Origin of the sequence: Asanoa hainanensis, assembly GCF_900188485.1 — a bacterium.
GTDB classification, from domain to species: Bacteria; Actinomycetota; Actinomycetes; order Mycobacteriales; family Micromonosporaceae; genus Asanoa; species Asanoa hainanensis.
In genome coordinates, this window is sequence record NZ_FZPH01000004.1 from 411,552 (window position 1) to 437,739 (window position 26,188).

General features: G+C 72.1%; 28 protein-coding genes. 11 read left to right on the plus strand and 17 right to left on the minus strand.

Annotated elements, in window-relative coordinates:
* Positions 1 to 444: 444 nt before the first annotated feature.
* Positions 445 to 1,248 carry a helix-turn-helix domain-containing protein gene (locus CHC05_RS13000; protein WP_089248255.1) on the minus strand — a complete coding sequence of 268 codons (804 nt, stop codon included), beginning with the start codon at positions 1,246 to 1,248 and terminating at the stop codon, positions 445 to 447.
* A gap of 84 nt (positions 1,249 to 1,332) precedes the next feature.
* On the opposite strand from CHC05_RS13000, the gene CHC05_RS13005 reads away from it, so the two are divergent.
* Genes CHC05_RS13005 through CHC05_RS13020 form a run of 4 tightly spaced genes read left to right on the plus strand, consistent with a single transcriptional unit; the run spans position 1,333 to position 5,251 of the window.
* Positions 1,333 to 1,674 (plus strand): VOC family protein, encoded by a 342-nt coding sequence (locus CHC05_RS13005; RefSeq protein ID WP_089248257.1) that lies wholly within the window; start codon positions 1,333 to 1,335, stop codon positions 1,672 to 1,674.
* Positions 1,675 to 1,687: 13 nt separating this feature from the next.
* Positions 1,688 to 2,230 carry a hypothetical protein gene (locus CHC05_RS13010; RefSeq protein ID WP_089248259.1) on the plus strand — a complete coding sequence of 181 codons (543 nt, stop codon included), beginning with the start codon at positions 1,688 to 1,690 and terminating at the stop codon, positions 2,228 to 2,230.
* Between the two features lie 32 nt (positions 2,231 to 2,262).
* Positions 2,263 to 4,854, plus strand: a complete 2,592-nt coding sequence (locus tag CHC05_RS13015; protein ID WP_089248261.1) for an ATP-binding protein — start codon at positions 2,263 to 2,265, stop codon at positions 4,852 to 4,854.
* Between the two features lie 31 nt (positions 4,855 to 4,885).
* Positions 4,886 to 5,251 (plus strand): DsrE family protein, encoded by a 366-nt coding sequence (locus CHC05_RS13020; protein WP_089248263.1) that lies wholly within the window; start codon positions 4,886 to 4,888, stop codon positions 5,249 to 5,251.
* Positions 5,252 to 5,383: 132 nt separating this feature from the next.
* Here CHC05_RS13020 and CHC05_RS13025 read toward each other — a convergent pair whose 3' ends face one another.
* The 8 genes from CHC05_RS13025 to CHC05_RS13060 form a co-directional block, all read right to left on the minus strand.
* Positions 5,384 to 6,013 (minus strand): response regulator, encoded by a 630-nt coding sequence (locus CHC05_RS13025; protein ID WP_089248265.1) that lies wholly within the window; start codon positions 6,011 to 6,013, stop codon positions 5,384 to 5,386.
* Positions 6,010 to 7,248 (minus strand): sensor histidine kinase, encoded by a 1,239-nt coding sequence (locus CHC05_RS13030; protein WP_245870813.1) that lies wholly within the window; start codon positions 7,246 to 7,248, stop codon positions 6,010 to 6,012. The genes CHC05_RS13025 and CHC05_RS13030 overlap by 4 nt, the downstream gene beginning before the upstream one ends.
* A 9-nt stretch (positions 7,249 to 7,257) precedes the next feature.
* Complete coding sequence (locus CHC05_RS13035; protein ID WP_089248267.1) at positions 7,258 to 8,004, minus strand: ABC transporter permease; 747 nt, start codon at positions 8,002 to 8,004, stop codon at positions 7,258 to 7,260.
* On the minus strand, positions 7,994 to 8,737 hold the full coding sequence (locus tag CHC05_RS13040) for an ABC transporter ATP-binding protein (RefSeq protein ID WP_089248652.1): 744 nt from the start codon (positions 8,735 to 8,737) through the stop codon (positions 7,994 to 7,996). The genes CHC05_RS13035 and CHC05_RS13040 overlap by 11 nt, the downstream gene beginning before the upstream one ends.
* A gap of 103 nt (positions 8,738 to 8,840) precedes the next feature.
* Positions 8,841 to 9,350 carry a hypothetical protein gene (locus CHC05_RS13045; protein ID WP_089248269.1) on the minus strand — a complete coding sequence of 170 codons (510 nt, stop codon included), beginning with the start codon at positions 9,348 to 9,350 and terminating at the stop codon, positions 8,841 to 8,843.
* Between the two features lie 2 nt (positions 9,351 to 9,352).
* Entirely contained in the window at positions 9,353 to 11,074 is a 1,722-nt protein-coding gene (locus tag CHC05_RS13050; protein WP_089248271.1) for a CehA/McbA family metallohydrolase domain-containing protein, read from the minus strand.
* Positions 11,075 to 11,168: 94 nt separating this feature from the next.
* The gene (locus CHC05_RS42455; protein WP_089248273.1) at positions 11,169 to 12,926 is read right to left on the minus strand and encodes a chitinase; all 1,758 of its coding nucleotides are present in this window, start codon (positions 12,924 to 12,926) and stop codon (positions 11,169 to 11,171) included.
* 42 nt (positions 12,927 to 12,968) lie between these two features.
* Positions 12,969 to 13,637, minus strand: a complete 669-nt coding sequence (locus CHC05_RS13060; RefSeq protein WP_089248275.1) for an HAD family hydrolase — start codon at positions 13,635 to 13,637, stop codon at positions 12,969 to 12,971.
* Between the two features lie 106 nt (positions 13,638 to 13,743).
* On the opposite strand from CHC05_RS13060, the gene CHC05_RS13065 reads away from it, so the two are divergent.
* A complete protein-coding gene (locus CHC05_RS13065) occupies positions 13,744 to 14,091 on the plus strand; it encodes a hypothetical protein (RefSeq protein ID WP_089248277.1) in 348 nt (115 codons plus the stop codon).
* Positions 14,088 to 15,002 carry an SRPBCC family protein gene (locus CHC05_RS13070; protein ID WP_245870814.1) on the plus strand — a complete coding sequence of 305 codons (915 nt, stop codon included), beginning with the start codon at positions 14,088 to 14,090 and terminating at the stop codon, positions 15,000 to 15,002. Before CHC05_RS13065 ends, CHC05_RS13070 begins: the two co-directional genes overlap by 4 nt.
* Before the next feature lie 24 nt (positions 15,003 to 15,026).
* Here CHC05_RS13070 and CHC05_RS13075 read toward each other — a convergent pair whose 3' ends face one another.
* Entirely contained in the window at positions 15,027 to 16,073 is a 1,047-nt protein-coding gene (locus CHC05_RS13075) for a hypothetical protein (protein ID WP_144022572.1), read from the minus strand.
* Between the two features lie 49 nt (positions 16,074 to 16,122).
* Positions 16,123 to 16,563 carry an Lrp/AsnC family transcriptional regulator gene (locus tag CHC05_RS13080; protein WP_089248281.1) on the minus strand — a complete coding sequence of 147 codons (441 nt, stop codon included), beginning with the start codon at positions 16,561 to 16,563 and terminating at the stop codon, positions 16,123 to 16,125.
* A gap of 60 nt (positions 16,564 to 16,623) precedes the next feature.
* Here CHC05_RS13080 and CHC05_RS13085 point away from each other — a divergent pair, with 60 nt between their 5' ends.
* Positions 16,624 to 17,550 (plus strand): SMP-30/gluconolactonase/LRE family protein, encoded by a 927-nt coding sequence (locus CHC05_RS13085; protein WP_089248283.1) that lies wholly within the window; start codon positions 16,624 to 16,626, stop codon positions 17,548 to 17,550.
* On the opposite strand, the gene CHC05_RS13090 is transcribed toward CHC05_RS13085, so the two are convergent.
* Both CHC05_RS13090 and CHC05_RS13095 read right to left on the minus strand, forming a co-directional pair.
* Positions 17,538 to 18,371 carry a metal-dependent hydrolase gene (locus CHC05_RS13090; protein ID WP_089248285.1) on the minus strand — a complete coding sequence of 278 codons (834 nt, stop codon included), beginning with the start codon at positions 18,369 to 18,371 and terminating at the stop codon, positions 17,538 to 17,540. The two genes, CHC05_RS13085 and CHC05_RS13090, sit on opposite strands and share 13 nt — an antisense overlap.
* Before the next feature lie 58 nt (positions 18,372 to 18,429).
* The gene (locus CHC05_RS13095; RefSeq protein ID WP_144022573.1) at positions 18,430 to 18,726 is read right to left on the minus strand and encodes a helix-turn-helix domain-containing protein; all 297 of its coding nucleotides are present in this window, start codon (positions 18,724 to 18,726) and stop codon (positions 18,430 to 18,432) included.
* Between the two features lie 270 nt (positions 18,727 to 18,996).
* On the opposite strand from CHC05_RS13095, the gene CHC05_RS13100 reads away from it, so the two are divergent.
* The 4 genes from CHC05_RS13100 (at position 18,997) to CHC05_RS13115 (ending at position 22,815) form a co-directional block, all read left to right on the plus strand.
* Positions 18,997 to 19,860: a hypothetical protein gene (locus CHC05_RS13100; RefSeq protein ID WP_089248289.1), complete on the plus strand. Its 864-nt coding sequence runs from the start codon at positions 18,997 to 18,999 to the stop codon at positions 19,858 to 19,860.
* 6 nt (positions 19,861 to 19,866) lie between these two features.
* Complete coding sequence (locus CHC05_RS13105) at positions 19,867 to 21,069, plus strand: MFS transporter (protein ID WP_089248291.1); 1,203 nt, start codon at positions 19,867 to 19,869, stop codon at positions 21,067 to 21,069.
* A gap of 49 nt (positions 21,070 to 21,118) precedes the next feature.
* Positions 21,119 to 21,694 carry a TIGR03086 family metal-binding protein gene (locus tag CHC05_RS13110; RefSeq protein WP_089248293.1) on the plus strand — a complete coding sequence of 192 codons (576 nt, stop codon included), beginning with the start codon at positions 21,119 to 21,121 and terminating at the stop codon, positions 21,692 to 21,694.
* A gap of 71 nt (positions 21,695 to 21,765) precedes the next feature.
* On the plus strand, positions 21,766 to 22,815 hold the full coding sequence (locus CHC05_RS13115) for a zinc-dependent alcohol dehydrogenase family protein (protein ID WP_089248295.1): 1,050 nt from the start codon (positions 21,766 to 21,768) through the stop codon (positions 22,813 to 22,815).
* Here CHC05_RS13115 and CHC05_RS13120 read toward each other — a convergent pair.
* The 4 genes from CHC05_RS13120 to CHC05_RS13135 form a co-directional block, all read right to left on the minus strand.
* Positions 22,812 to 23,453 (minus strand): class I SAM-dependent methyltransferase, encoded by a 642-nt coding sequence (locus CHC05_RS13120; RefSeq protein WP_089248297.1) that lies wholly within the window; start codon positions 23,451 to 23,453, stop codon positions 22,812 to 22,814. The genes CHC05_RS13115 and CHC05_RS13120 overlap by 4 nt on opposite strands.
* A complete protein-coding gene (gene bioD / locus CHC05_RS13125; protein ID WP_089248299.1) occupies positions 23,453 to 24,190 on the minus strand; it encodes a dethiobiotin synthase in 738 nt (245 codons plus the stop codon). The genes CHC05_RS13120 and bioD overlap by 1 nt, the downstream gene beginning before the upstream one ends.
* A 45-nt stretch (positions 24,191 to 24,235) precedes the next feature.
* Positions 24,236 to 24,736, minus strand: a complete 501-nt coding sequence (locus CHC05_RS13130) for a GNAT family N-acetyltransferase (protein WP_089248301.1) — start codon at positions 24,734 to 24,736, stop codon at positions 24,236 to 24,238.
* Positions 24,737 to 25,136: 400 nt separating this feature from the next.
* Complete coding sequence (locus CHC05_RS13135; protein WP_089248302.1) at positions 25,137 to 26,177, minus strand: GNAT family N-acetyltransferase; 1,041 nt, start codon at positions 26,175 to 26,177, stop codon at positions 25,137 to 25,139.
* Positions 26,178 to 26,188 lie beyond the last annotated feature (11 nt).

Here is a 26,188-nt window from a genome sequence, read left to right on the forward strand (position 1 = left end):
CCCGCCGCCAGGCCCGACCCGCCGCTCGGGCGCAACGCGCCGCCAGGCGCAACCCGCCGCCAGGCCCGACCCGCCGCTCGGGCGCAACGCGCCGCGCCGTCGGGTCAAGACCGCCCAGCACGGTGCCGCCGCATCCCACGGGCGCGCGCGACGCGCGAAGCGTCGCATCTCGGGCGCACCGCATCGCAGGGCAACCGCAACGGCAACCCGCGGGTCCGGAGCTCCGCGACGGCCCAATCTCAACGCGCCAGCCCCCGGGCACGGACCACGTCGGCGGCCAGATCTCGATGCGCGGCCAGGCCTATCGCGTGGCCGAGCGCAAGGTGGCGATCGTCGAGGTCTGGACCGCAACCCACGGCCCCGAACGCAACGCGCCACCCAGCGACAGCCCAGACCTCGGTCGCAAGCTGGGGCGTGTGCCACGTCAAGATGCGGCGGCGTTGACTAGGTCGTTAGGAGCATTCGCACCTCCGTGGGGGTGTGGCCGACGTGCGTGCGGATGGTGCGGCACAGGTGGGCCTGGTCGGCGAAGCCCAGGTCTGACGCTAGGCGGGCGCCGGCGGTGTCACCGCTGGACAGGCGGTCTAGGGCACGACCGACTCGTACCCGGTTGCGGTAGTGGGTCAAGGACACCCCCATCTCCCGGCTGAACGCGCGGCTCAGCCGATAAGGCGACGCGGACAGCGACGCGGCCAACGGCAACAGCCCGCGCGCCGCCGGGTGGTCGGCGGCGATCGCCGCACGAGCCCGTGCCACCAGCAGCCGGTCGGCCGCCGAGCCGCCGTCAGTGGCCGGCACCGGAGCAGCCGACGAGCGAGACGCCACCAACCCGAGCAGTGCCATCAGCGACTCGGCCAGCCGGTAGTCGCGGTCTAGGCCCGACGCCGCCCGGAGCAGGCGGCGGTGGGCCAGGTCCAGACGTGCGTCGACATAGATCGCGGACATCGGCCGTTGGTCGCCGGCCACGTCTTGCCATAGCCGCGAGGACACCGAGATCGCCGTGCACACATCACCACCATGGGGGTGGGCGAAGCGTTCCTCCGCGCCCGGCACCGACACGTAGCCCACCGTCGGGTCCAGGTCGACGCCCACGCCGTCGGCCAGGCGGCGGAACAGGCCCCGGCTGGGCAGCACGACGGCGTGGGCGCGGGTCGACTCCACCGGCGACCAACCCGCGTGGTCGTCGGTGCAGGTCACCACCCCGACGCTGAAGCCCGGCCCCGTGGCCAGCGCACGCCCCGTCTGCATGTGAGCACGCTACGACGCCCGTACGACAAGAAATGGCAAGGATCTTCAAGCCCCACGACAAACCCCGGCGGCACCCTCGAGAGCATGAATCTCGCCGCGATCGTCATCGACACCGCCGACCCGGCCAAGCTGGCCGCCTTCTACGCCGAGCTCACCGGGTGGGCGCCCGGCTACCAGGACGACGACTTCCACTACCTCGAGAACACGAACGGCCCGAATCTCGGCTTCCAGCGCGTGGCCGACTACCAGGGACCCGGCTGGCCGGACCCGGCCAAGCACGCCCACCTCGACTTCAGCGTCCCTGACCGCGAGAAGGCCGTCGAGCGGGCACTGCGGATCGGCGCGACCAAGCCCGATTTCCAGCCTGGCGACACCTGGGTGGTGCTGACCGACCCGGAGGGCCACCCCTTCTGTTTGACCAGCTAGTAGCGTCGAGCGGGTGTACGGGTTCGCGCGCCGGGAGTTTGTCTTCACGCTGCTCCGGCGCATGGCCGACTACCAGCCTGAGCTGGTCAAGGACGCGTACGCCCGGCTCGGGGCCAGCAAGGCCGACTACCTGAACGCCTTCAACCGGTGGCAGACCATGCTGCACTCGCGACGGGCGCCGAAGGGGCTGGACCTGCTGCACGCGGTGCTCGGGCCCGAGGATCACCACGAGACAGCCAAAGCCGGCGACGTCACCGCGACCGTCCTCCACTGGCGCCTTCCCCTCTGGCCCGACCTACGCTGGCAGGCGATCATCGGTGCCGCCAACGTGGTCGTCGACGGCACCCTGGTCCGCGCGCCGGATACCCCACGGCCACAGCTGCCCGAAAAGCCTGAGCCCTGGTCCTGCGTCGTCGCCGACACCTTCGACCGCTGGCCCGACGCGCGACAGCGAAATCCCGAGGTGCCCAGTCGCTGGCTGGTCGAGACCGAGCGCCACCGGCTCTGGTTCACCCACGGCCTCCTGCAGCTCACAGAGGACCGGGACGGTGGATGACCGATCACACCCCGTGATGGGACCATCGGCAGGTGGAGCTGTGGGAGCGCGCCGCCCCGCTGGCCGTGCTCGACGACCTGCTGCGGTCGACGGCGACCGGCGGCCGCGTCGCGCTCGTCGCGGGTGAGGCGGGCGTCGGCAAGTCGGCGCTCGTCAAGGAGTTCGCCAAAAAAGCCGGCGCGCGCACCAGGTTCCACTGGGGATGGTGCGACCCCCTGGTCACCCCGCGCGCCCTCGGCCCCGTCCACGACATCGCCCGCCAGACCGGCGGCGCGCTGGCCGAAAGACTGGGCGACGGCGCACCGCTGGAGGACATCCTCGCGGCGGTGCTCGACCACCTCGACCACCCGGCCGCCCGGCCGGTGCTCGTCATCGAGGACGCACACTGGGCCGACGAGGCGACCCTCGACATGCTGGTGCTGCTCGGCCGCCGGATGAGCCGGCAACGAGCGCTGCTCGTGGTCACCTACCGCGACGACGAGGTGGGCTCGACGCACCCCCTGCACCGCGTGCTCGCCACCCTCCGCGGCACGCGGATCAGCCTCGCCGCCCTGTCCGACGCGCGGGTCGCGCAGGAGGCCACCAGACACGGCCGCGACGCCGCCTCCGTCCTCGCGCTGACCGGCGGCAACCCGCTGCTGCTCACCGAGCTCCTCAGCACCAAGAGCGATCGGGCGCCGGAGACCGTACGCGGCCTGATCCTCGACCGCATCAGCGCGCTGCCCGACCAAGCCGCCGACCTGGCCCGGCTCGTCGCCGTCGTGCCCGGCCGGGCCGACAAGCCCCTGCTCGCGGGCCGCGACGACCAGGTCGACGCCTGCGTGGCCGGCGGCGTCCTGGTGCCCGTGGACGACGGCGGCGTCGCCTACCGGCACGAGCTCCTGCGCACGGCCGTCGAGGACTCCCTCGCGCCGAGGCAACGCGCCGCGCTGCACGCCGAAGCGCTCCGAGCCCTGGCAGACGCGGACGGCGCCGACCCGGGGCGGCTCGTCCACCATGCGCGTGGGGCGGGCGACACCGACGCGGTGCTGCGCTGGGGCCAGATCGCCGCCGCCGCCGCGGCCCGCCAGGGTGCCAGGCGGGAGGCGGCCGACCACTACCGAGCCGCTGCCACGTACGCCGACCGCCTGCCGCCGCGACAACAGGCGGACCTCCTGGAGCGGTACTCGACCGCCGCCTACCTGGCCGGCACCGCGAAGGACGGTCTGGAACCGCGCCGCGCAGCGATCAAGATCCGCGCAACACTCGGCGAGCCGGAGCCGCTCGGCGCGAGCTGGCGTTGGCTGTCCCGGATCGCCTGGTGGGCGGGCGACTCGGTGGAGTCCCGCACGGCGGCCGACCACGCCGTCGCGGTGCTGGCAGCCGAAGAGCCCGGCCGCGAGCTGGCGATGGCCTACAGCAACCTGTCCCAGTTGAGGATGCTCGACTACGACTTCGACGGCGCCATCGAGCTCGGCAGGAAAGCGAAAGCGCTCGCCGAAGAGGTCGGCGACGACGAGACCGCCATCCACGCCGCGACCAACGTGGGCAGCTCGGAGATGCAACTGGACCGGCCGGGCGGTCAACACACCCTGGAAGAAGCGCACGCGGCGGCGGCCGCACACGGATTCGCCGACCACGCGACCCGGGCGCTGCTCAACGTCGCGGGCGGGCTGGCCGAACAGGCTCAGTTCACCAAGGCCGGACCCGCGCTCGACCGGGCCATCGCCTACGCCAGACAACAGGACCTCGACGGCTACGTGCAATGCCTGCTCGGCACCCGGGCGGGGGTCAAGCTCCAGGCCGGCGACTGGTCCGGCGCGCTGGCCGACGCCGAGGAGAGCCTCCGCCTCCCGGCCCAGGGCGGTGTCGGCCGCGTCCCAGCGTTGGTCGTCCTGGGCCGCATCCACGGCGCCCGCGGCGACCGGGCAACCGCCCGCGCGCACCTCGACGAGGCCGACCACCACGCCGGTCCGGCCCGCGAGATGCAGTGGGTCGCCCCGACCAAGAGCGCACGAGCCGAACACTTCCGGTGGTACGGAGATCCGGAGCAAGCAGCCGAAGAGGTACGCGCGGCCCTCGACCGGGCGACCGGCCAGCACGCCGCCCCCCACAGTGGAGAGCTGGCGCTCAGGCTGTGGCAGGCAGGCGGCGGTGCCCACGCGCCTGCCGACGCGCTCACCCCGTACCGCCGGATGATCGAAGGAGACTGGCGCAACGCGGCCGAACAATGGCACCAGCGCGGAGGCCATTTCCTGAGGCTGGAGTCATTGGCCCGAGGCGACCGCGCAGCGGCCACCGAAGCGCTCCGTGGCCTCGACGCGCTGGGCGCCACCCAGGCGGCCGCCTGGCTGCGCGCCGACCTGCGCCACCGAGGCATCGAAAGAGTCCCGCGCGGCCCGAGGAAAACGACAGCAAACCACCCGGCCGGCCTCACCGCGCGCCAGGCCGAGGTGCTGAGGCTGATCACCGACGGAATGTCCAATGCCGACATCGCCCTGACGCTGCGGCTCGCGCCGAAGACCGTCGACCACCACGTGTCGGCGGTGCTGGCGCGGCTCGGCGTGAGCAGCCGGGGCCAGGCGGCGGCCCGGGCACACAAGTTAGGGATTTCTCCCCATTCCTCGGACGGTCCGGCTGCCTAGCGTCGAGGGCAACCACACCGAGGAGGAAGAAATGCCTGGTAAAGCCGTAGTCAGCCTGACCACCGGTCTGGAGGACCCGGAGAAGGTGACCGTCGCGTTCCTGGTCGCGGTCGGTGCCGCCGAGTCGGGCCGGCCGACGCTGATGTTCCTGACCAAGGAGGCCACCCGGCTGGCCCTGGACGGCATCGCGGTCGGCACGGCGTGTGCCGGTTGCCCGCCGCTGGCCGACCTGATCCGGCGGTACGCGGCGGCGGGCGGCAAGCTGCTCGTCTGCCCGATCTGCTTCAACGCCCGCGAGCTGGACAAGGGCGACCTGATCGACAACGCCGAGATCGGTGGCACGGTGCCGATGTGGGAATGGATCGGCGACGAGGGGGCCACCACGTTCAGCTACTGACGAAACCCGCTGAACCCTTGGCGACCGCCGCTCGTACCCACTGTCGGCGGTCGCTTCTCTCCGCAAAGCCGAGCGACCACCGGGTGCGGCGCCGCCTCTCCCCCAGGAGGCGGCGGCGCACCGACCAGTCAGCTACCCCTTGGGCGTAAGCAGGCCGCGGTGGAACGCCTCCGCCACCGCGGCCGCCCGATCTCCGACGCCGAGCTTGGCGTAGATGTTGAGCAGATGCGTCTTGACCGTCGCCTCGCTGATGAACAACGTCGCGGCCGCCTCCCGGTTGTTCTTCCCCGCCGCGACGAGCTCGAGCACCTGGAGCTCGCGCTGGCTGAGCGGCCCGGCACCCGGTGCCCGCACCCGGTTCATCAGCTTGCCGGCCACCGCGGGCGACAGCACCGACTCGCCCCGGGCCGCCGCCCGCACCGCCCGCAGCAACTCGTCGCGCGGTGCGTCCTTGAGCAGGTAGCCGGTCGCGCCCGCCTCGATCGCGGGCACCACGTAGCTGTCGGTGTCGTACGTCGTCAGCACCAGCACCCGGCTCGACAGGCCCAGTCGGGACAACGAGCCGATCGCCGTGACCCCGTCGGTGCCCGGCATCCGCAGGTCCATCAGGATCACGTCGGGCCGCAGCGCCCGGGCCAGCCGCACCGCCTCGTCGCCGTCGCCGGCCTCGCCGACCACCTCGAAGTCCGGGTCACTGGCGAACATGCCCGTCAGGCCGTTGCGGACGACCGGATGGTCGTCGACGACCAGCAGCGTGATCATGCGGGCACCGCCGCCGAGATCGCCGTGCCGGACCGTGGCTCGGACTCGACCTGGAGCGTCCCGGACAACCCCTCGATCCGTTGCCGCATCGCGACGAGACCGAACCCGCCGGCCGACACCGGTGGCACGGCCGGATCGAAGCCACACCCGTCGTCGCGTACGTCGAGCGCCACCGAGTCGTCCAGATAGGACAGGGTCAGCCCGACCCGGCCGGCGCCGGCGTGTGCCGCGACGTTCGCGAGCGCCTCCTGGGCGGTACGCAGCAGCGCGAGCTCCGCCTCCGGCGACATCGGCCGCTCGGTGCCGGTCGTGGTCACCTCGACCGGGATGCCGTGCCGGGCCGACCAGCTCCGGGCGACCCCAGCCAGCGCGTCGGCCAGCCGGGCGTCCCGCAACGGCTCGGGGCGCAGCGCGTGCACCGACCGGCGGGCCTCCCGCAGGCTCTCCCGGGCCAGGTCGGTGGCGGCGGTCAGGTGCCGCCGCCACCGGTCGGTCTCCGCTGCCGCCGAGGCCGCCTGGAGCTGGGTGATGATGCCGGTCAGCCCCTGCGCCAGGGTGTCGTGGATCTCCCCGGCCATCCGCTGCCGCTCGTCGTGGACCCCGGCCTCCCGCGCCTGGGTCAGCAGGCGCTCGTGCAGGGCGGCGTTCTCGGCGAGCGTGCCCTCCAGCTGCCGGTTCGCTTCGGCCAGCTCGTCCATCGCCCGTCGGCGGGCGGCGCCCTCCTGGTCGTTGTTCCAGTCGATCCAGGCGAACGCGCACATCGGCACGGCGTTGATCAGGATGATCGCCGCGTACCACCCGATCGCCTCACCGGAGTCGAAGGCGATCCCGGACGCCTGGGCGAGGCCGGCCGCGACGGCGACCGCCGCGACCCCCGGGATCCGCCACGGCCACCGCAGGATGCCGAAGGCGAAGAAGTAGCCGGCCGGGGTCAGGAAGCCGAACCAGGGCGCGATCATGACGAGGGCCAGCAGGATCGCCAGGAAGCCGACGAAGAACACCGCCATCAGCACCGGCCGTACGCGCCACGCGGGGCGCAGGGTGTAGAGGCAGAACACCCACACCGCCGCCAGCAGGCAGAGCCCCAGGACCTGCAGGGTCTCCCGCGTCGAGTCGGTCAGCAGGGGGCTGAACCCGCCGAGGAAGGCCAGCAGCGCGTACGGAGCCAGGTTCGCCCACCGGGCCCAGCGGAGGGTGGCCTCGTCGGCCTCCGACCACGGCATCGCGTTCGGCATGGTTGGAACCTACTCCCACCGGAAGAGGCGGACGCCGAGCGAACCGGTCCCCACGACGTAGCCGGCGAGCAGCAGCAGCCGCCAGGCCGGCGGCCAGTGACCCGCCGTGGAGTCGGACAGCGCCTGGACCGCGGCGCCGAGTGGTGTGGCCTCGCTCACGTGCCGCAGCACCGGCGGCATGGCCTCGATCGGCAGCCACAGCCCGGCGAAGAACATCATCACGTAGAACAGCACGGACCCGATCGCGTTGGCCGCCTTCGCGGTCGGGGTGACCGCGGCCACCAGCACCGCGACGCCGATCAGGGCCAGGGCGGCGAGCACCGCGCTGAGCGTGAACGCGAGGGGCTGTCGCGGCAGCGGCACGTCGAACGCGAGCCGCGCCACCGCGAGCAGCAGCACGACCGAGACCAGCGCCGTGCCGAGGCAGATCGCGAACTGGGCGCCGAGGACCTGGGCCGGCCCGACCGGGGTGGTACGCAGCCGGCGCAGCACCCCCTGCTCCCGGTAGCTGGCCAGCGTCGGCGGGAGGCTGTTGAGCGCCAACATCGCGATCACGAAACCCACCAGGATCGGCGTGTACGTGTAGAGCAGCGGCTGCCCGTCGATGCCGTTGGCCGGATCGGTGAAGAAGTCGAGGTTGCCGAACACGCACAGCAGGGCGGTCGGGAACAGCACGCCGAAGATCGGCCCGACCTTGTCGCGCAGGAACAGGGTGAACTCGGTGGCGGTCAGCCGCCGCAGGGCGTCAGTGGACATCGGTGGTCTCCCCGGTCAGTGCGACGAAGGCGTCTTCCAGCGTGGCCCGCTCGACACCGAGGTCGGCGGCGGCGCGTTTGGTCAGGGCGGCCGGGGTGTCGACGGCGACGACCCGGCCGGCGTCGATCACGGCGACCCGGTCGCAGAGGCGCTCGGCCTCGTCCATGAAGTGGGTGACCAGCAGGATGGTGACGCCGCTGGCCCGGACGTCCTCGATCAGCCGCCAGGTCTCCCGCCGGGCGCGGGGGTCGAGCCCGGTGGTGAGCTCGTCGAGCACGGCGACCCGCGGGTTGCCGATCAGTGCCAGCGCGATCGAGAGCCGCTGTTGCTGGCCGCCGGAGAGCTTGCCGAACCGGGTGTCGCGGATGCCGTCGAGCCCCAGCGCGGCCATCAGGTCGGCCGGGTCGGCCGGCCGCCGGTAGAACGACCGGTAGAGGTCGAGGGCCTCGCCGACCCGCAGCTTCTCGGGCAGGTGGGCACCTTGGAGCTGGACGCCGAGCCGCTGGGTCAGCTCGGCGCGGTCGCGCACCGGGTCGAGCCCGAACACCCGGATCGTGCCCCGGTCGGCCCGGCGCAGCCCTTCCACGCACTCGACCGTGGTGGTCTTGCCCGCGCCGTTCGACCCGAGGATCCCGAAGATCTCCCCCTCGTCGACCCGGAACGAGACGTCGTCGACGGCGACCTTGTCGCCGTACCTCTTGTGTAACTCCTGAACCTCGATAACCGCTGTCATGCCCATAAGCCTCGGCCCGGCAGCGCGACGCGGGCACCGACCAGCTAGCGACGCGGCGGCCGGCCGCGGTGGATTTCGCCGGTCAACCGATCGGTGGATAGACCTAGTGCAGGGAGCAGCAGGGGATTTCTTCGGGCATCTCGAACGGGGCGATCCGGCCACCGGTGTGCGGCAGGGTGACCAGGGTCAGCCTGCCCGACATCCACATAGGACGCACATGGTCCCGCGTGTGCACGAGCGTGTCCGGCTTCGGCGGCGCGCCACCCATCACGGTCACCCGCTCGATGGCGCTGCGCGACAGCAGCTCCGCGACGGTCAGCTCGCCGACCAGGGCGGCGCGCCCGGGATAGGCGAACGCGCGGCCGCCCTGGCCCGAGAGGTGTTCCTCCCGGGCCAGGTCAGCCGCGGCAGCGAGGCCGTCGGGGACGGGTGGCAGATCCACCTCGACCCCCGACGGCAACGCGATGCTGAACGCCACGTGCGGGCTCGGCACGCGCAACAGGTGGGTGCAGGCGACGACGCGGTCCAGCTGGTCGCCGAGCAACTCGACGAACCAGTGCTCCGCCGCCCGCACGTCCGTGTCCGCGCGATCGAATCCGACGTGAACGACCATGGTTAGCGGGCTTCCACCCAGATCGGGTTGCTGTAGAACCACAGGTCGGCCCACGGGTCGGCGTCGCCGACCACGTCGATCGCCGGGCCGTGCGGGTCCACCGACGCGCCGAGGTAGCCGGGCGCTACGCGGTTGCCGTCGGTGCCCCGGACCCGCACGTAGTACGAGTGGTCGACGCGGCCGAGAGCGTACGTGAACTTGACCTTCTTCTGGCCGGAGCCGACCTCGAAGGACTTCTCGACCCGCGTGTTCGGGGTGGTGAAGGTGTCCTTGTCCTGCGGCTTGCCGGTCACCTTGCCCCGGATCACGTCGACCCGGGCCAGCTTCGGCACGAACTCCGCCCAGTTGGGCAGGACCGCCAGGTCGATCGTGATGACCAGCTCGAGCGCGGTGCCCTTCTTGACGGACAGGGTGCCGCCCAGCGGCGTGCCGCCGTCGGGCGAGCGGTCGCCGGCCTTGCGGACCCGCATGTCGAGACCTGCGATCAGGCCGCCGTGGTCGACCCAGACCCGGCCGAGGCGCAGGCCGTCCATGACCGCCTTGTAGGAGTCGGTGGTGGCTCCGACGTGGGTCTTGCTGTAGTAGCCGGGCCAGAAGTCCCCGTTGGTAGTGACGACCTTGCCGCCGTGCACCGGGTCGAGGTAGTAGCCGAGCGCGTTGAAGTCGGTGCTGCCCCGGACCGCGGTCTCCAGGAAGATCGTGTGCGCGTCCGAGTTCGCGGTGATCCACCACGGCTTGCCCTCGGCCAGCAGGCTGTCCCAGAGGCCGCCGACGGTCGAGGTGAACCAGTCGAAGCCACCCCAGGTGCGGTAGCTCTCCAGCGGGTACGGGAACGAGTTCACCGACGGGCTGTTGCCGTAGAAGCCGCGGGCGCTGCCGGGGCCGTTGTTGGCGGTGGAGATGCCCGCCGCCTGGTGGCCGGGCGCGCCCTCCCAACCGATGGCGATGCCCGGGGCGGCGTCGCGCCAGCCGCGGACCTCGTGGGGCGAGTCGATGCCGTTGCGGGCCGGGTGGTTGGCCAGGAACAGTGCGTGCTCGACCTTGCCGCGCTTGACGGCGTCGGAGAGGAAGTTCAGGCCGGCGATCGCGAGGGCCTCGTTCGCAGGCGTGTTCGCGCCGGCGCCCTTGATGCTCGAGTCGTAGTCGTTCTCGAACTGCTTGAGGACGGAGACCTCGTTCTTGCCGGGGTGCACGAAGACCGTGCCGTGCTCGGCGGCCGGGATGTTCCACTCAAGACCCTGGAAGATCAGGGTGTCCTTGAGCGCCTCGCGCGCGGCGAGGATCTCCGGGTTGACCACGTCGACACCGATCTTGGCGTGCGCCTCGCTGCCGTGGTCGGTGATGACCATCCAGTCCAGACCGTACGCGCGCCCGTGCTGGACCTGGTCCAGCACGCGGTACATCGCGTCGCTGCTGAAGCGGGTGTGGATGTGGTGGTCACCGGCGAGCCACTTGAAGCTGCCGCCCTTGCCGTCGTCGTGCTTGTCGTCGTCCTTGCCGTGCGCGGCGGCCGGGAGCGCGCTGACGCCGGCACCCGCCAGCGTGCCCGCGGCCGCTACGCCAGCACCGAGGAGGCCGGCGCGGCGCAGGAACGCGCGGCGGCTCCGGTCCTCGGGGCGAAGCTCTTCGTCCGGAGTCGACAGGTCGAGAGCGGCGGGCAGGTCGCTGCCGCCGATCCCGACCTCGTCGTGGTGGTGGTGATGGTGCCCAGGGCCATGGCCCATGCGGTCCTCCTCATATGTGGCGTGCCGACGGCCAACCTCACGGAGGACGAAGAACGTCAAGTGTTTCCTGGGCGCTCCTTACATGAACTCTTCGCTATGGCAAGGCGTTGAGGAACGGCTCGTGGTTGAGTCGGAACTCCCAGTTGTAGTAGCGGTCCCAGTTGATGGACCAGGTCATCAGCCCCCGGAAGTTGGGGTTCGTGCCGCTGCGCGGGGTGTAGCCGCCGCAGCTCTGGCCCCGGACCAGGCAGTTGACCGCCTGCTGGATGCCCGCAGGTCCCACGTAGCCGTTGCCGGCACTCACCGACGACGGTGCGCCGAACGCGACCTGGTCCTCGCGCAGCGGCGGGAAGACGTTGGCTGTGTTGCCCGCGACCGGGAAGCCGGCCATCAGCATGTCGGTCATCGCGATGTGGAAGTCGGCACCGCCCATGGTGTGGTACTGGTTGTCCAGCCCCATGATCGGCCCGGAGTTGTAGTCCTGCACGTGCAGCACGGTGATGTCGTCGCGCAGGGCGTGGATCACCGGCAGGTACGAGCCGGCGCGCGGGTCCTGGCCGCCCCACGGCCCGGAGCCGTAGTACTGGTAGCCCAGCTGCACGAAGAACGTCTCGGGCGCCATCGTCAGCACGAAGCGCGACCCGTACCGCTGCTTCAGGGTCCGCACCGCGGAGATCAGGTTGACGATCACCGGCGTGGTCGGGTTACGGAAGTCGGTGTCGCCGGTGTTCAGCGACAGGGAGTGGCCCTCGAAGTCGATGTCCAGCCCGTCGAGGCCGTACCGGTCGATGATCGCGGCGACCGAGCTCACGAACCGGTCGCGGGCGGCGGTCGTGGTGAGCTGCACCTGCCCGTTCTGCCCACCGATCGAGATGAGCACCTTCTTGCCGGCGGCCTGCTTGGCCCGGATCGCCGCGATGAACTCGGCCTCGGTCTCGACGCCCGGGCACTCGGCCGCCGGGCAGAGCTGGAACCGGATGTCGCCCGAGGTCACGCTGGTCGGCTCGCCGAAGGCCAGGTTGATGATGTCCCAGTCGGCCGGCACGTCGGCCATCCGCACGTAGCCGGAGCCGTTGGCGAAGCTGGCGTGCAGGTAGCCGATCAGCGCGTGCTTCGGCAGCCCGGTCGGCGGCGGGGTGGTCGACCCGGTCGTCCCGGTCACGCTCGCGCTGCGCGGGCCTTCACCGACGCTGTTGTACGCGGCCACGGTGTAGGTGTGCGTCGTGCTGGCGCCGAGCCCACCGATCGTGGCGCTGGTGGTGGTGACGGTGGCGCGCACCGTGCTGCCCTCGTACACCCGGTAGCCGGTGACCGTGCCCGAGGGTGCGGTCCAACCCAACGAGATCGAGCTGCTGGTCGTGCCGGTGACGCTCAACGCGGTGGGCGCTCCCGGGACGGTGGGGTTGGGCGGGTTCGAGGTCGGCGGGTTGCTGGTCGGTGGCGTGGTCGGCCCGCCGCCACCGCAGGAGGCACCGTTGAGCGTGCAGTTGGTCGGGGTGGCGGCGCCGGACCCGTTGAACCCGAAGGAGACCGAGGCACCCGGCGCCACGGTGCCGTTCCACGACTTGTTGCGGAACGTGAACCGCTGCCCGGACCGCGTCATGTCCGCGTCCCAGAAGGTGTTGATGTTGGCACCGGACGGCAGGTCGAAGGCGACCGTCCACGAGGTCAGCGCGCTCGTGCCGCCGTTGGCGACCGTGTAGCGCCCTTCCCAGCCGGAACCCCAGTCGGACACCTTGGTGAAGGTGGCCGTGGGCCCGGCCGCGGCGGCGCTGCCGGCGAAGGCGACAGCGCCGCCGGCCGCGGCCAGGACCGCGACCAAACCCATGACGATCGATCTGGTACGACGCATTCGGGCCTCCACATATCGATGGATGCCCAATTATTAAGACTGTTAACTGTTCCTGTAAAGCCCCGCGCTCAACTCGGCGAGCGCGGCGATCCGCTCCCCCGGCCAGGCCGGGTCGGTGTCCTGGAACTCGGTCGTGCGGATCACCGCCATGCCGACCGCCGCCGCGCCCGCCAGCTCGCCGTCGGCGCCGTCGCCGACGAACCAGCAGTCGCGGGTGCGCACGCCGAGCCGGTCGGCGGCGGCCTCGTAGATCCGCGGGTCCGGCTTGGCCACCCCGACCTCGGGCGAGAAAACCGCGGCGTCGAACCGCGCGGCCAGCGCGGTGCGCGGCCACAGGTCGGTCGTCTCCGCCGTGGTGTTGCTCAGCACGGCCAGCCGGAACCCGTTGGTGCGCAACGCGTCGAGCACGTCGAGGGTGGACTGCTTGACGTCGGTGAGCAGCCGCAGGCCCAGCTCGCACCGGATCCGGACCGCTTCGGCCACGGCGGCGTCCGTCGGGTGCGCGCCGAGCCGCCCGGCCAGGATGCGGACCGTCTCGGCCGGGTCCCAACGGACCAGCCGGTCGGGCCAGCTCGCGTGGAACTCCCGCACGAACGCCGCGGGATCGACGCCGACGACCGCGGCCATCCGCTCGATCCCCCGGTCGCGGGCTCGGTCGCCGCCCGGCACGAGCGTGTTGAACAGGTCGAAGACGACGGCGGTACGCGGCACCCGAGCACCGTACCGACTCCTGAATCCGACAAAACCGGCCAATCGGGTTTTGGTGGATGGATCGCGGGTAGGCGGGCGGAGATGACGTGACGACGGAGGCAACATCATGAAGCCAGGTGGGAGTGCCGCGCTGGCGATCGGCGCCGGCTACGTGCTGGGTCGGCAGCACAAGCTGCGGGCCGCGGCCCTGCTGGCCGCGGGCGCGGCGACCGGACGGATCATGCGCGGCGGTGTCGGGCAGATCGGCAGTTCCGGACAGAACGGCGACGGGCAGAGCGGCGGAAACGGCCACGGCGGCGGCGACGGCAAGTCGGGCCTGCTGGGCAAGCTCGGCGGCGCCGGCCGCAGCGTCGCGATCACCGCCTTCGCGCGCTCGGCCGACCGGATCGGTGACCGGCTCACCGAACGGGCCGCGGCGATGCGCCAGGGCAGCTCCGGAGGGGATGACAAGTGAGCCAGAGTTCGAACGGAAACGGCCACGGCACGATCACCGGCAAGCTCGTCGAAGGGCTCAAGGACATGGCCGGCGCCGTGGCTGACAAGGCGGTCAGTGCCGTCAACGAGCGGGTGAGCGACCTGACCGACCGGATCGTCGAGTCGGCGTCCGGCGGCGAGGAAGGCGGTCCCCGCCAGGCGGCGGTGGCCAAGGGAGTCGAGAGCCTCCAGAAGGGCGACTCGCCGGTGAAGGCCGCGCTGGGTGCCGGGGTGACCGGCGGCAAGGAAGAGGTCAAGCAGACGTTCGGCAAGGGCGGCGGCAACGGTGGCAAGAAGAACGACCTCAAGGTCACCAACATCGTCGAGTCGATCGAGGTCGGGGTGCCGGTCACGGTCGCGTACAACCAGTGGACCGAGTTCAAGACGTTCCCCAGCTTCATGAAGAAGGTCGAGGACATCGACCAGAAGTCCGAGGAGCAGCTGACCTGGAAGGCGCAGGTCTTCTGGTCACACCGCACCTGGGAGTCGACGATCACCGAGCAGGTGCCCGACGAGCGGATCGTCTGGAGCTCCAAGGGCGACAAGGGATCGGTGGACGGCACGGTCACCTTCCACGAGGTCACGCCGGATCTCACCCGGATCCTGGTGGTCCTCGAGTACCACCCGCAGGGCTTCGTCGAGCAGACCGGCAACCTCTGGCGCGCGCCGGGTCGCCGGGCCCGCCTGGAGCTCAAGCACTTCGTCCGGCACGTGATGCGCGAGACGATTCTCAACCCGGACGACGTCAAGGGTTGGCGCGGCGAGATCCGCGACGGCCAGGTGGTCCAGCAGGACAACCGCGGCGACGGCGACGGCCCGGATGCGGAAGACCAGGCCGAAGAGCAGAAACAAGAGGAGCGGGAGAAGGAGAAGACCGGCGCCAAGGCATAGCCCGCGCCACAGCGGCCCCGGCGCTCACCAGCGCCGGGGCTTGCGCTTGGGCAGGCCCGGCCGCGCCCGGGGCCGTCCGTTGCCGCTGCCTGGTGGGTCCCGCTCTTCCTCGTGGTCGGCCGCCACCGTCGACTGTGCGGAGATGTCCGGATCGTCGCCGTCGGTGGACTCGGCCTCCGCGGCGTGATCTGTCACCTGCTTGCCGGACTCCCGCGCCTTGGCGCCGAGGTCATCCGCATCGCGAGCACCGGAGACCACGTCCCGGACCTCGTCGCCCGCGCCCTCGCCGACCGAGTCGCTGAAGCTGCCGGCGCCGCCGACCTCGCCCGCACCGCGGGCCAGATCCCGCGTCGCCTCGCCCGTAGGCCGCCCAACGTCGCGCGTTGCCTCGTCCGCGACACCGCCCACGTCCCGCGTCGCCTCGCCCGCGACACCGTCGACCTCGCGCACCGCGTCCCCCGCGGCGCCGGGGACATCGCGCACCGCGTCCCCTGCGGCGCCGGGGACGTCGCGGACCGCGTCACCCGCACCCCGGCCGACGTCGCGGACCGCCCCGCCCGCACCGGTGCCGACCTCGCGCACCGCGCCGCCCGTGCCGCTGCCGATTTCGCGGACCGCCTCGCGCGCGCCCCGGCCGGTGTTGGTCACCGCCGACTCGATCCCGCGGCCGGTCGCCCCGATCGCCTTGCCCGCGTTCTCCACCAAGGGCGTAATGATCTCCGGGTGGTCGTCGATGGTGCCGAGGACCCGGTCGATGATGTGGGCGACGTTCTCCAGGCGGACCTTGAGCTGCGCCTGGGCATCGACGCCCTCGATGGTCAGGTGCACCTGGTCGATGGCCGCGTCCACGCCCACGTTGAGCCGCAGCAGGCTGAGCACCTCGGCGTTTAGCGACACCTGCGCCCGCAGGTTGGCCACGTCGATCTCGATCTTGTCCACCTGCAGCTTGGGGATGTCGAGGAACACGTCGTCCTGGCGCGCGACGGGAGCCTCGCGGTGCCCGTTGCCCCGGCCGTTGTGCTCGTGGCCGTCGGGTGACGGATCAGGCGGACGTACCCCATTTTCTGCCATGATTTGAGCATTTCAGGCCCGGACCGCCGCGCGCCCCGCTTCGGGACAGCTAGGGACGGGTGATGCGGACGGGGCGGGCGAAGAACGACTCCAGGACCACGATCGTCTCGGTGCTGCCGACCTCGTGCAGCCGCCGGAGCACGTCCTGGAGCTCCGGCGTGCCGGCCGTGCGGATCTTGACCAGCAGCGACGCCGTGCCGGCGATCACGTGGGCTTCCTCGATCTCCTCGATGGCCGCGAGGGCCGCCCGGGTGTCGGCGTCGCCGACCCAGCGCTCGCTGCGGACCAGCACGAACGCGAGCACCGGGGTGCCGACCGCCGCCGGGTCGACCTCGATCGTGGTGCGCCGGATGACACCGCGTTCGCGCAGCTTGCGTACCCGCTCGTGGGTTGCCGCCGTTGACAACCCGGCGGCAGCGGCCAACGCGGTGTAGGGCTGCGCCGCGTCGCGCTGCAACTCGGCGAGCAGAATGGCATCCGCCTGATCCATCCGAAATCCGACCTTCATACGGGCTTTCGCATCTAACACCGAACAGGATACGGTCTGCTTATGCTAACGCCACACGACGTCCGGCGAAACGTTGATCGGGTCCCGGCTCGCTTCGAGTCCCTCGACGAGCGGTTCGGCCGCACCGACGGCGACGCCTTCCTCGAGCGGCTGTTCGGCGACGGCCGGTGGCTGGAGGGTCCGGCCTACTTCCCCGCCGGGCGCTACCTGGTCTTCAGCGACATCCCCAACGACCGCGTGCTCCGCTGGGACGAGACCACCGGCGCGGTCGGCGCGCTGCGGCAGCCCGCGAGCTACGTCAACGGCAACACCGTCGACCGGGCCGGCCGGCTGATCAGCTGCGAGCAGGGCAACCGCCGGGTGACCCGCACCGAGCCGGACGGCACGATCACCGTGCTCGCCGAGCGCTACCGCAGCAAGCGGTTCAACAGCCCCAACGACGTGGTCGAGCGGGCCGACGGCACGGTCTGGTTCACCGACCCGAGCTACGGCATCACCACCGACTACGAGGGGCACCAGGCCGAGCCCGAGCTCGACGGCTGCCACGTCTACCGGGTCGACCCGTCGGGCGAGGTGCGGGCGGTCGCCGAAGACTTCGAGCGCCCCAACGGGCTGGCGTTCAGCCCCGACGAGCAGACCCTCTACATCGCCGACACGCGGCGCAAGCACATCCGCCGGTTCACCGTCGCCGACAGCACCAACCTGATGGCCGGCGAGGTCTTCGCGACCTGCGACAACGGCTCGTTCGACGGGCTGCGGGTCGACGCCAAGGGTCGGGTCTGGGCCGCCGCCCACGACGGGCTGCACTGCTTCTCACCCGAGGGCGACCTGCTCGGCAAGCTGTTGGTGCCCGAGATCGTCAGCAACTTCACGTTCGGCGGCGCGCGCCTCAACCACCTGTTCATCACCGCCACGACGTCGCTCTACACGCTGCGGGTCAACTTCAACGGCGCGAGCTACCCGAGATAGCCGCGGGCCACCGGCGCCAGCAGCAGATAGGCTGCGCCCAGGCCGATCAGGGCCATGCCCGGCACCATCAGCCAGCGCTCGACCGGGCCGCCGGCGCGGAAGCGCATGAACTTCGGCGTGCCCACCGTGCGCCAGGTGCAACCGCGGATCTTGGCCGGCCAGAACAGCGGGCTGCCCCAGTGGGTGATCGAGTCGCCCAGCGTGTGGGCCAGCGTGCCCCAGCCGGCCGCGAGGCCCACCCACCACCAGCTCGCACCCGGCTCGGCGAAGTGGCGCACCGCGTACGCGAACGCGGTGGCCGCGATGATCGCGCCGAGCGCCGCCGTGAACTTCCTGGCCCGCTTGCCCCGGATCTGGCCCGGGATGAGCGCGTCGACGATCTCGGCACGGGTGTGCGGCGTCAGCGCGCTGTGGGTCGCCAGCCAGACCGCGAAGCCGACGATCACGATGCTGGCCGTCACGCCCCCGTACCGACCGGCCAGCGCCGCCAGCAGGAAGACCAGGATCGCGAACGGCACGGTGTGCGTGACCAGCCGGTGTCCACCCTGGCCACGCTGACGTTCACAGTGGTCACAGGTGGCCTTGCCGAAGGCCGCCGCAGCACCCGAGACGCCCCGCGAGATCATCCGGGTGATCGGGCCGAGGGTGCGGGACACGGTCGAGCTCGGGTGGTCGATGTCGGGCAACAGCGCGAAGCCGGACGCGACGGCGGCACCGGCCACGATCGACAGTGGCGCCACCGGATGCCCGGCCGCGACCAGCCCGGCACACCCGCCCAACCAACCAACCGCGCCCGAGAGCGCGTGCGACTTGCCCATCATGGAGCCAGTATCAGTGGCCGGCGCGAGCACCCCGCGCTGCGACACACGTGAGATCCACTCAGCTCCGATCGGGCTCCCAGCGGGTCGGGTCCCGGGTCAGCCCCAGCAGATAGGTGACCGAGCAGGTCAGGGCCTCGGCCAGGTCCGGCAGCTTGCCCAGGTCGAGCCGGCGGCCATTTTCCATCGCGCTGACCGTGCGGTTGGTGAGCGCGAGCCCTCGTCGAGCCAGCAGATCGGCCAGATCGGACTGGGTCAGGTCGAGTTGGCGCCGGCGCTCACGGATCCGGCGGGCACAGATCCAGGCCCGCTCGGCGGTGCGGTCACTCGACAGGTCGTCGGGCGCACTCACAGCCATCGCCACCTTCCACGAACGTTGAGGGGCGCGGGCCTAGTTTTCGCGGCATCACGGAGTGCCGCAAGCGGTGACAGCGCTGGTCATCCATGCGGGTGAACGGCCGTCCGGGCGCGCTCTTGAGCGACAAGGGTTACCCGGCATATGCTGGCCAAAACGGTCAACATGATCGTTTTACCCCGATGCCCCGCAATACCATCGCACCGCCACGCGCTGCCCCGTGGGATCCGCCAGCTCCAGGCCCAGCCAAGAAGCCGAGGTGCAGCAGCGCTCATGGACATCGACGCGGCGCGAATCGTCGCCGACACCGTCCTCTGTGCCGGTCCGGTGCTCCGGCCCTACCGCGCCGCCGGTCACCGGGACCCGAACCGGTGGCAGTTCGGCATGCTGATGCCGGCCGACCTCGCCGCCGGCGACGAGTCGCTGTCCGCGACCGCGCAGACCGAGTGCCTGGTCGAGGCCGATCCCGGCGTACGCCTGCGGGTGCTGCTCCGGTTCCTGCAGGTGCAACGCCGCACCGTCTACCGCTGGCTGCCCGACCGCGGGCGGTTCAAGCCGGTCGGCTCGCTCGGCGTCGACGGCAGCGCGATCGCGTCCTGCGACGAGCCCGTCGAGCACGAGCTCCTCTTCGACGTCGACGAGGCGACGCTGGTCGGCGCCGGGGCGCGGCACACGATCCGGGTGCCCGGCGGGTTCGACCGCACCGAGCTGCACGACGCCGGCCGCGCCCTGGTCGGCCAGGTGGTCCGGCATCGCCGACCCCTGTGCGCGATGCTCAACGTGAGCGCCCAGCCCGTGTCGGCACCCCACCGGGCGCTGCGGTTGCGGGTCTGGGTGGAGAACCGCACCCGGGCCGGCGCCGACGGCCACGAGGTCGCCCTGACCACGGCCCTGGTGGCCAGCCACCTGATCCTGTCGGTCGACAACGGCGCCTTCGTCTCCATGGCGGACCCGCCCGGCTGGGCGGTGGAGGCGGCCGAGGACTGCGCGAACGTCGGCCTCTGGCCCGTGCTGGTCGGGCCGCCCGGCCGGCACGACACGCTGCTGGCCACGCCGCGGATCCTCCGCGACCACCCCGGCGACCTGCTCGACAGCGCGGTCGACGAGCTGTTGCACCTGCGTAACCTCGCCGGCTGAGCGGGCGTGGGTCACGCCCTCCGTCGCTACCGCGACCTGCTCCGCACCCCCGGTGTCGTCCGGATCGCCGTGCCGTCGCTGGTCGGCCGGCTGCCCATCGGCATGCTCACGCTGCTGTTCGTGCTGGCGGTCGCGCAGGGCACCGGCTCGTACGGTGCCGCCGGCCTCGCCACGGCGGCCAACTCGGCCCTGACCGCGCTGGTCGGGCCGGTGCTGGGCCGGCTGGCCGACCGCGGCCGGGCCGTCGGCGTGCTGGTCTGGTGCGGCCTGGCCCAGGCGGCGCTGCTGGTGGCCCTCGTGCTGGCGCTGCGGGCGGGCACTCCGGCGTGGACGGCGATCCTGCTGGCCGGGCTGGCCGGCGCCGTCAACCCGCCGATCGACCCGGTCACCCGGGCCGTGCTGCCGCGGATCGCGCCCAAACACGTACACACGGCGTACGCGCTGGACGCCATCGCGGTCGAGCTGACCTATGTGGTCGGCCCGGCGCTGGTCGGCCTGATCACCGCGCTGGCCGACGCGTACGCGGCGACCCTGGTCGCGGCCGCGGTCACCGCGGTCGGCTCGATCGCCCTCGCCACCGCGGCGCCGGTCCGCCGGGGCTGGCCCGCGCCACCGGCCACGCGCCGGCGGGTGAGCCCGGTGCGGTCCGCCGGGATGCTGGTGGTGCTGGCCGTCGCCGGGCTGGCCTCCGTCGCGTACGGCCTGATGGAGGTGGCGATCCCCGCCCACGCGGCGGTGGAGGGACACGCCGACCAGGCCGGCCTCCTGGTGGCGGTGTGGAGCGCCGGCTCGATCGCCGGTGGGCTCTGGTACGCCGGCCGGACGTTCCGCACCCCGCCGTGGCGCCAGTACGGGATCCTCATGCTCGGCAACGTCGCCGGCTTCGGTGTGATCCTGCTCCAGCAGAACCTGTGGTCGCTGGCGGTGCTGCTGCTGTTCGCCGGGCTGTTCATCGCGCCGACCACGACCGTCGAGTTCACCCTGGTGGCCGAGCTGACACCCGACGAGGCCCGGGCGGAGGCGTTCACCTGGGCCAACACGGCGGTCTACCTGGGCTTCGCGGCCGGCTCGGCGCTGGCCGGCACGGCGCTCGAGCCGGTGCTGGGCACGCCCGACGGCCTGCTGATCACCGGCGCCTGCGCGGTCGGCGTGGTCGCGGTCGGCGCCCTGATCTCTTTCGGGGCACGCGGGGCGCTGAAACCGCGCTGAGTTGGGCGATCGGCGTACCCGGCCCGCCCGGCGGAGCAGAATCGGCCCCATGGAGCTCACCGCCGCGTACCAGCGGGCGCTGCGCGGGTTCGCCGACCAGGTGGCGCGGATCCGTCCCGACCAGTGGTCGGCGCCCACCCCGTGCACCGACTGGACCGTGCGCGACCTGGTCAACCACCTGGTCTACGAGGACCGCTGGTCGGTGCCGCTGATCAACGGGGCCAGCCTGGGCTCCGTCGGCAACAGGTTCGAGGGCGACCTGCTCGGTGCCGACCCGGTCGGCGCGGCCCAGGACGCCTCGGCCGAGTCGGTGGCCGCGGTGCGCGCGTCGGGTGCGCTGTCCCGCGACGTGGAGCTGTCCTTCGGGGTGACACCGGCGGAGGAGTACGTGCGGCAACTGCTCGCCGACCACGTCGTGCACGGCTGGGACATCGCCGCCGCGACCGGCCAGGACCGCGACCTCGACGACGACCTGCTCCAAGAGGTGGCCGCCTGGTTCCCGGCCAACGAGGACGCCTATCGTTCCGGTGGCGCCATCGGCGCCGCGGTCGAGGTGCCGAGCAACGCCACGGCACAGGACAAGCTTATTGCTGCCTTTGGCCGTAACCCGAGGTGGATTGCATGACCGAAAATCGCCGCGACGTGACAGCGTCGCGACGACTGAGGACGGCTCGCCTAAGGGCGTAACCTGACGCCGTGCGCGCTGTGTACTACGAAGCTTTCGGGTCCCCACCCCAGGTGGCCGAGGTGCCCGACCCGACGCCGCCCCCGGGCGGTGCGGTGATCAGCGTGTCGGTGACCGGGTTGTGCCGCAGCGACTGGCACGGCTGGCGGGGCCACGACCCCGACATCGTGACGCCGCACGTGCCGGGCCACGAGTTCACGGGCGTGATCACCGAGATCGGCACGGGCGTGACCCGCTGGCAACCGGGCGACCGGGTCACGGTGCCGTTCATCTGCGCGTGCGGGCGCTGCCCGAGCTGCCTGGCCGGTGACCAGCAGGTCTGCGAGAACCAGAGCCAGCCCGGCTTCACCCGCTGGGGTTCGTTCGCCGAGCTGGTGGCGATCGAGCACGCCGACGTCAACCTGGTGCGGCTGCCCGACACGGTCAGCGACGCCGCCGCGGTGAGCCTCGGCTGCCGGTTCGGCACCGCCTTCCGCGCGGTGGTGCACCAGGGCCGGGTCGCGCCCGGCGAGTGGGTGGCCGTGCACGGCTGCGGCGGCGTCGGCCTCTCTGCCGTGATGGTCGCGGCCGCGGCGGGCGCCCGCGTGGTCGCCGTCGACATCGCACCGCGCGCCCTGGAGCTGGCCGCCCGCGCCGGCGCCGCCGAGGTGATCGACGCCTCGGCCATCACCGGCGGCCCGGCCGACGTGGCGGCAGCCGTCCGCGACCGCACCGGCGGCGGCGCCCACCTGTCACTGGACGCGCTCGGCTCGTCGGTCACCTGCGTCACCTCGATCGAATGCCTGCGCCGCCGCGGCCGGCACGTCCAGGTCGGCCTGCTGCCGGCGGTGACCGGCCGCCCGGCACTGCCGATGGACCGGGTGATCGCCTACGAGCTGGAGCTGCTCGGCAGCCACGGCATGCCGGCACACGCGTACCCGGAGATGCTCCGCCTCATCGAAGCCGGCACCCTGCGCCCGGACGAGCTCGTCACCGACAACCTGACCCTCGACGAGGCACCGGCAGCCCTGATGTCGATGGTCCGCGCCCCGGTCAACGGCATCCGACTGATAAGGCCCTAAGGCAGGCGCCAGACCGACGTCTGTTTCTTCGTGACGCTTTCCAGGGCCATGGTGGTGGGGACCTCGTACGTGGCGACCTCTGTGCCGGCGGCGCCTGGGCGGAAGGCGCGGCCCGGGTCGCCCGCGTAGGCGTCGGCGCCGGCCTTGCGGGCCCGGCGGAGGAAGCCGAACATGCGCGTGGCGAAGGCCTGGCTGTAGAAGACGTCTCCGGCCAGGACCACGTCGGCGTCGGCCGGGCCGTCGAGGATGTCGGCCAGGTCGGCGGTCACCGTCACCCCGTTGGCGGCGGCGTTGACGTTCACCGCCGCGATCGAGAGCGGGTCGATGTCGACTGCGCGGACGGAGGCGGCACCGGCCTTGGCCGCGGCGATGCCGACGAGGCCCGAGCCGCAGGCGACGTCGAGCACGCGGCGCCCGGCGACCACCGACGGGTTGTCCAGCACGTAGCGGGCCAGCCCCTGGCCGCCGGCCCAGGCGAAGGCCCAGAACGGCGGTGGCTGTTCGCTGCGGAACTGGCCCTCGGTCAGCTCCCAGAGCCCGATCGGCTCGTCGGCCTGGTGCAGCACGATCTCCGGAGTCAGCGGCACCGGCGCCAGCCGGGCGTGCAGCCGGACGAACGCGTCGGCAAGGTCGGTCATCAGTCGATGTTCTCCGCCCAGGCGCGCCAGTCGTCGAGCACCCCGTGCAGGGTCGGGGTGAGCCAGCCGGGCGCGGAACGGCCGAACACCCCCGGTTCCATCGAGCCGGCGCCCTCGGGCAGCACGCCCACGAGGTTGTCGACCAGGTCGGTCAGGTTGGACCAGTGCGCGAGCTCCGGCTCGGCCGGCCAGGCGCCGAGCACCACGCCGGCCGTCACGGCCCGCCGGGACAGCGCCTCCAGGGTGAGCGCGATGTGGTTGAGCGTGCCCGAGCCGGCCCGGGCCACCACCACCGCCGGCGCGCCCAACGAGACGGCCAGGTCGGCCATCGTCCACGGTTCGCCGGACGGGCGCAGGCCCATCGGCACCAGCAGCCCGCCGGCGCCGTCGACCAGCACCACGTCGTGCTTCTCCACCTCGGCGCGGACGGCGTCGACGACGGTGTAGAGCTCGAGCGGCTCCTCCTGGGCGATCCTGGCCGCGGTCAGCGGCGCCAGGGGCTCGGGATAGGAGGCCAGCGATCGGGCCGTCGCGGGCGCGGCCAGCAGGCGGACCGTGTCCACGTCGGACGGTTGGCCCGCGACGGCACCCGTCTGGCCCGGCTTGATCACGGCCACCCGCAGCCCGGCGGACTGCGCGGCCACGGCGACGGCCGCGGTCAGGATGGTCTTGCCCACCCCGCTGTCGGTGCCGGTCACCAGAACCGGGCCGGTCCACGCGTCGCTCACGCCGCGCACTTCACCACAACCCGGGGAGCCGGGTCAAAATCTGGCACGGAAAACTCAGTCGATCAGGTCGTCGTTCAACAGGTCGAGCAGCAGCCCGTCGTGGAAGGTGCCGTCGGGACCGCGCTCGTAGCGGCGCAACACGCCGACCCGCCGGAAGCCCACCTTCTCGTACGCCCGGATCGCGGCCGCGTTGTTGGCGGCGGGGTCGATCACCAGGCGGTGGTGTCCGACGGTGCGGATCAGGTGCCGCGCCATCGTGCGGACGGCGTCGGTGCCGATGCCCCGGCCGTACGACGAGGGCTCCAGGTAGATGTCCATGCCGGCGTGCCGGTACATGGGGTCGTCTTCCTCGTAGGTCTGCACGGCGCCGACCATGCGGCCGTCGACCTCGATGACGAAGGTCCGTTCGAGGTCTTCGGCGACCGCCGCCGGGTAGTCCTCTTCGTCACCCCACCATTTCGTGACCTCGGGGGCCGACCGGATCACCGCCAGCGGAGCGATGTCGGCGTCGGTCGCGGGCCGCAGAAGCACCAGCGCGCCGGTCAACGTCGTCATTCTTGAAAGGTTATCGCTGACGGAATGGTGGAACGAGACAGTTTTCCCTCCAGCAACAGGGCCATCACAAGAGCCGACGCGGCGGTCGTCACCACACGGTGGTACCAGCGCTTTTGGCCTTTCGGCCGGGACGCATAGGTGTTATCGGGCATTAAACTCAGCGCTGTCCGTGGAGCCGCGCGCGACTACGCGCAGCGGAGGACACGAGGGGGCGGATGTGGGCGCATCCGCCCCCTTTTAACGCCTGGAAAACACCCGCGGGCGCGACGCCGAATCGGCATCGCGCCCGCGATGTGGGGCCCCTTCCCGCCGTCCCACGGGAAGGGACCCTGACCCATCCCCTACCCCCGTCGAATCCGGTCCTGCACCAAGACCGAGTCCGTCGGAGCTTTCACCGGCGTCAGGCCGACGCCGAAGTTCCATGTCGCAAGGGCACCGTGGTGCTCGCGACCGCACCGTCGCGCCGCACCGGCGCCGGGTGGCCGAGCCGCCGCAGCGTGCGCTCCATGGCCAGGTTGTCCACGGTCGTGTGGGCCAGCACCGCCGCGCAGCCGAGCCGCTCGGCGTGGGCCAACGCCCGCCGCACCAGCGCCGTGCCGACGCCCCGGCGCTGCCAGCCGTCCTCGACGACCACCGACAGCTCCGCCAGCGAGCCTTCCATGACCAGGTTGGCCATCGCGACGACGGTATCCACGGAGGTGACCCCCGGCACGGCCGCGAGCAGGGTCCGCACGCGGCTGGCGTCGAGCAGCCGGCCGAGCTGGGCCGGCCCGGGCACCCCGTCGCCGGTCAGGTAGCGCTGCCGCCGGGTGCCAGCCGAGCAGCGCTCGTGCATCGCCACCAGGGCCGGCAGGTCGTCCGGCGTCGCCGGTCGCAGCACGAGCTCCGCGCCGTCGGGGAGCAGCAGCGTCGTCAGGTCGGCCGACCGCGCCGCCGCGGCGGCCACGTCGACCAGCGCCTGCGCACGCGCGTACTCGGCCGGGGTGAAGTCGGGCTGCGCCCTGAGCACGTCGTAGCGGCCGCCGGTCGGGTCCGGCAGCACCATCGAGCCGGCCCGCATCCCGGCCCGGGTCGGCCCGGCGGGCCGCCAGGTGACCGCGTCGGCGTCGAGCAGGGTCCGCAGCGCGTCGCCGAGGGCGTCCGGGTCGCGGACCAGCCGGGTCGCCAGGCCCAGCACCCGCGTCGGTTGGTCGGCCAGGCCCTGCGCCTCGGCCGGCGCGATCCAGGCGTCCCGCCCCCGGCCCTTCTCGACCGCGGCGCGCAGGTCGGCCTCGGTCAGCACGTGCGGTGCGTCGACCAGGAACTCGTCGACCGCGCCGGCCTCCGTGGTGTGCACCTGGACGGCGAGGATGTTGACCGCCTTGAGCGCCAGGCTCGCGGTGAGCACGGAGAGATAGCCCGGACGGTCGTCGACCGTCGCGCGGATCCGCCAGAGTGTCATGCCGTCCTCCT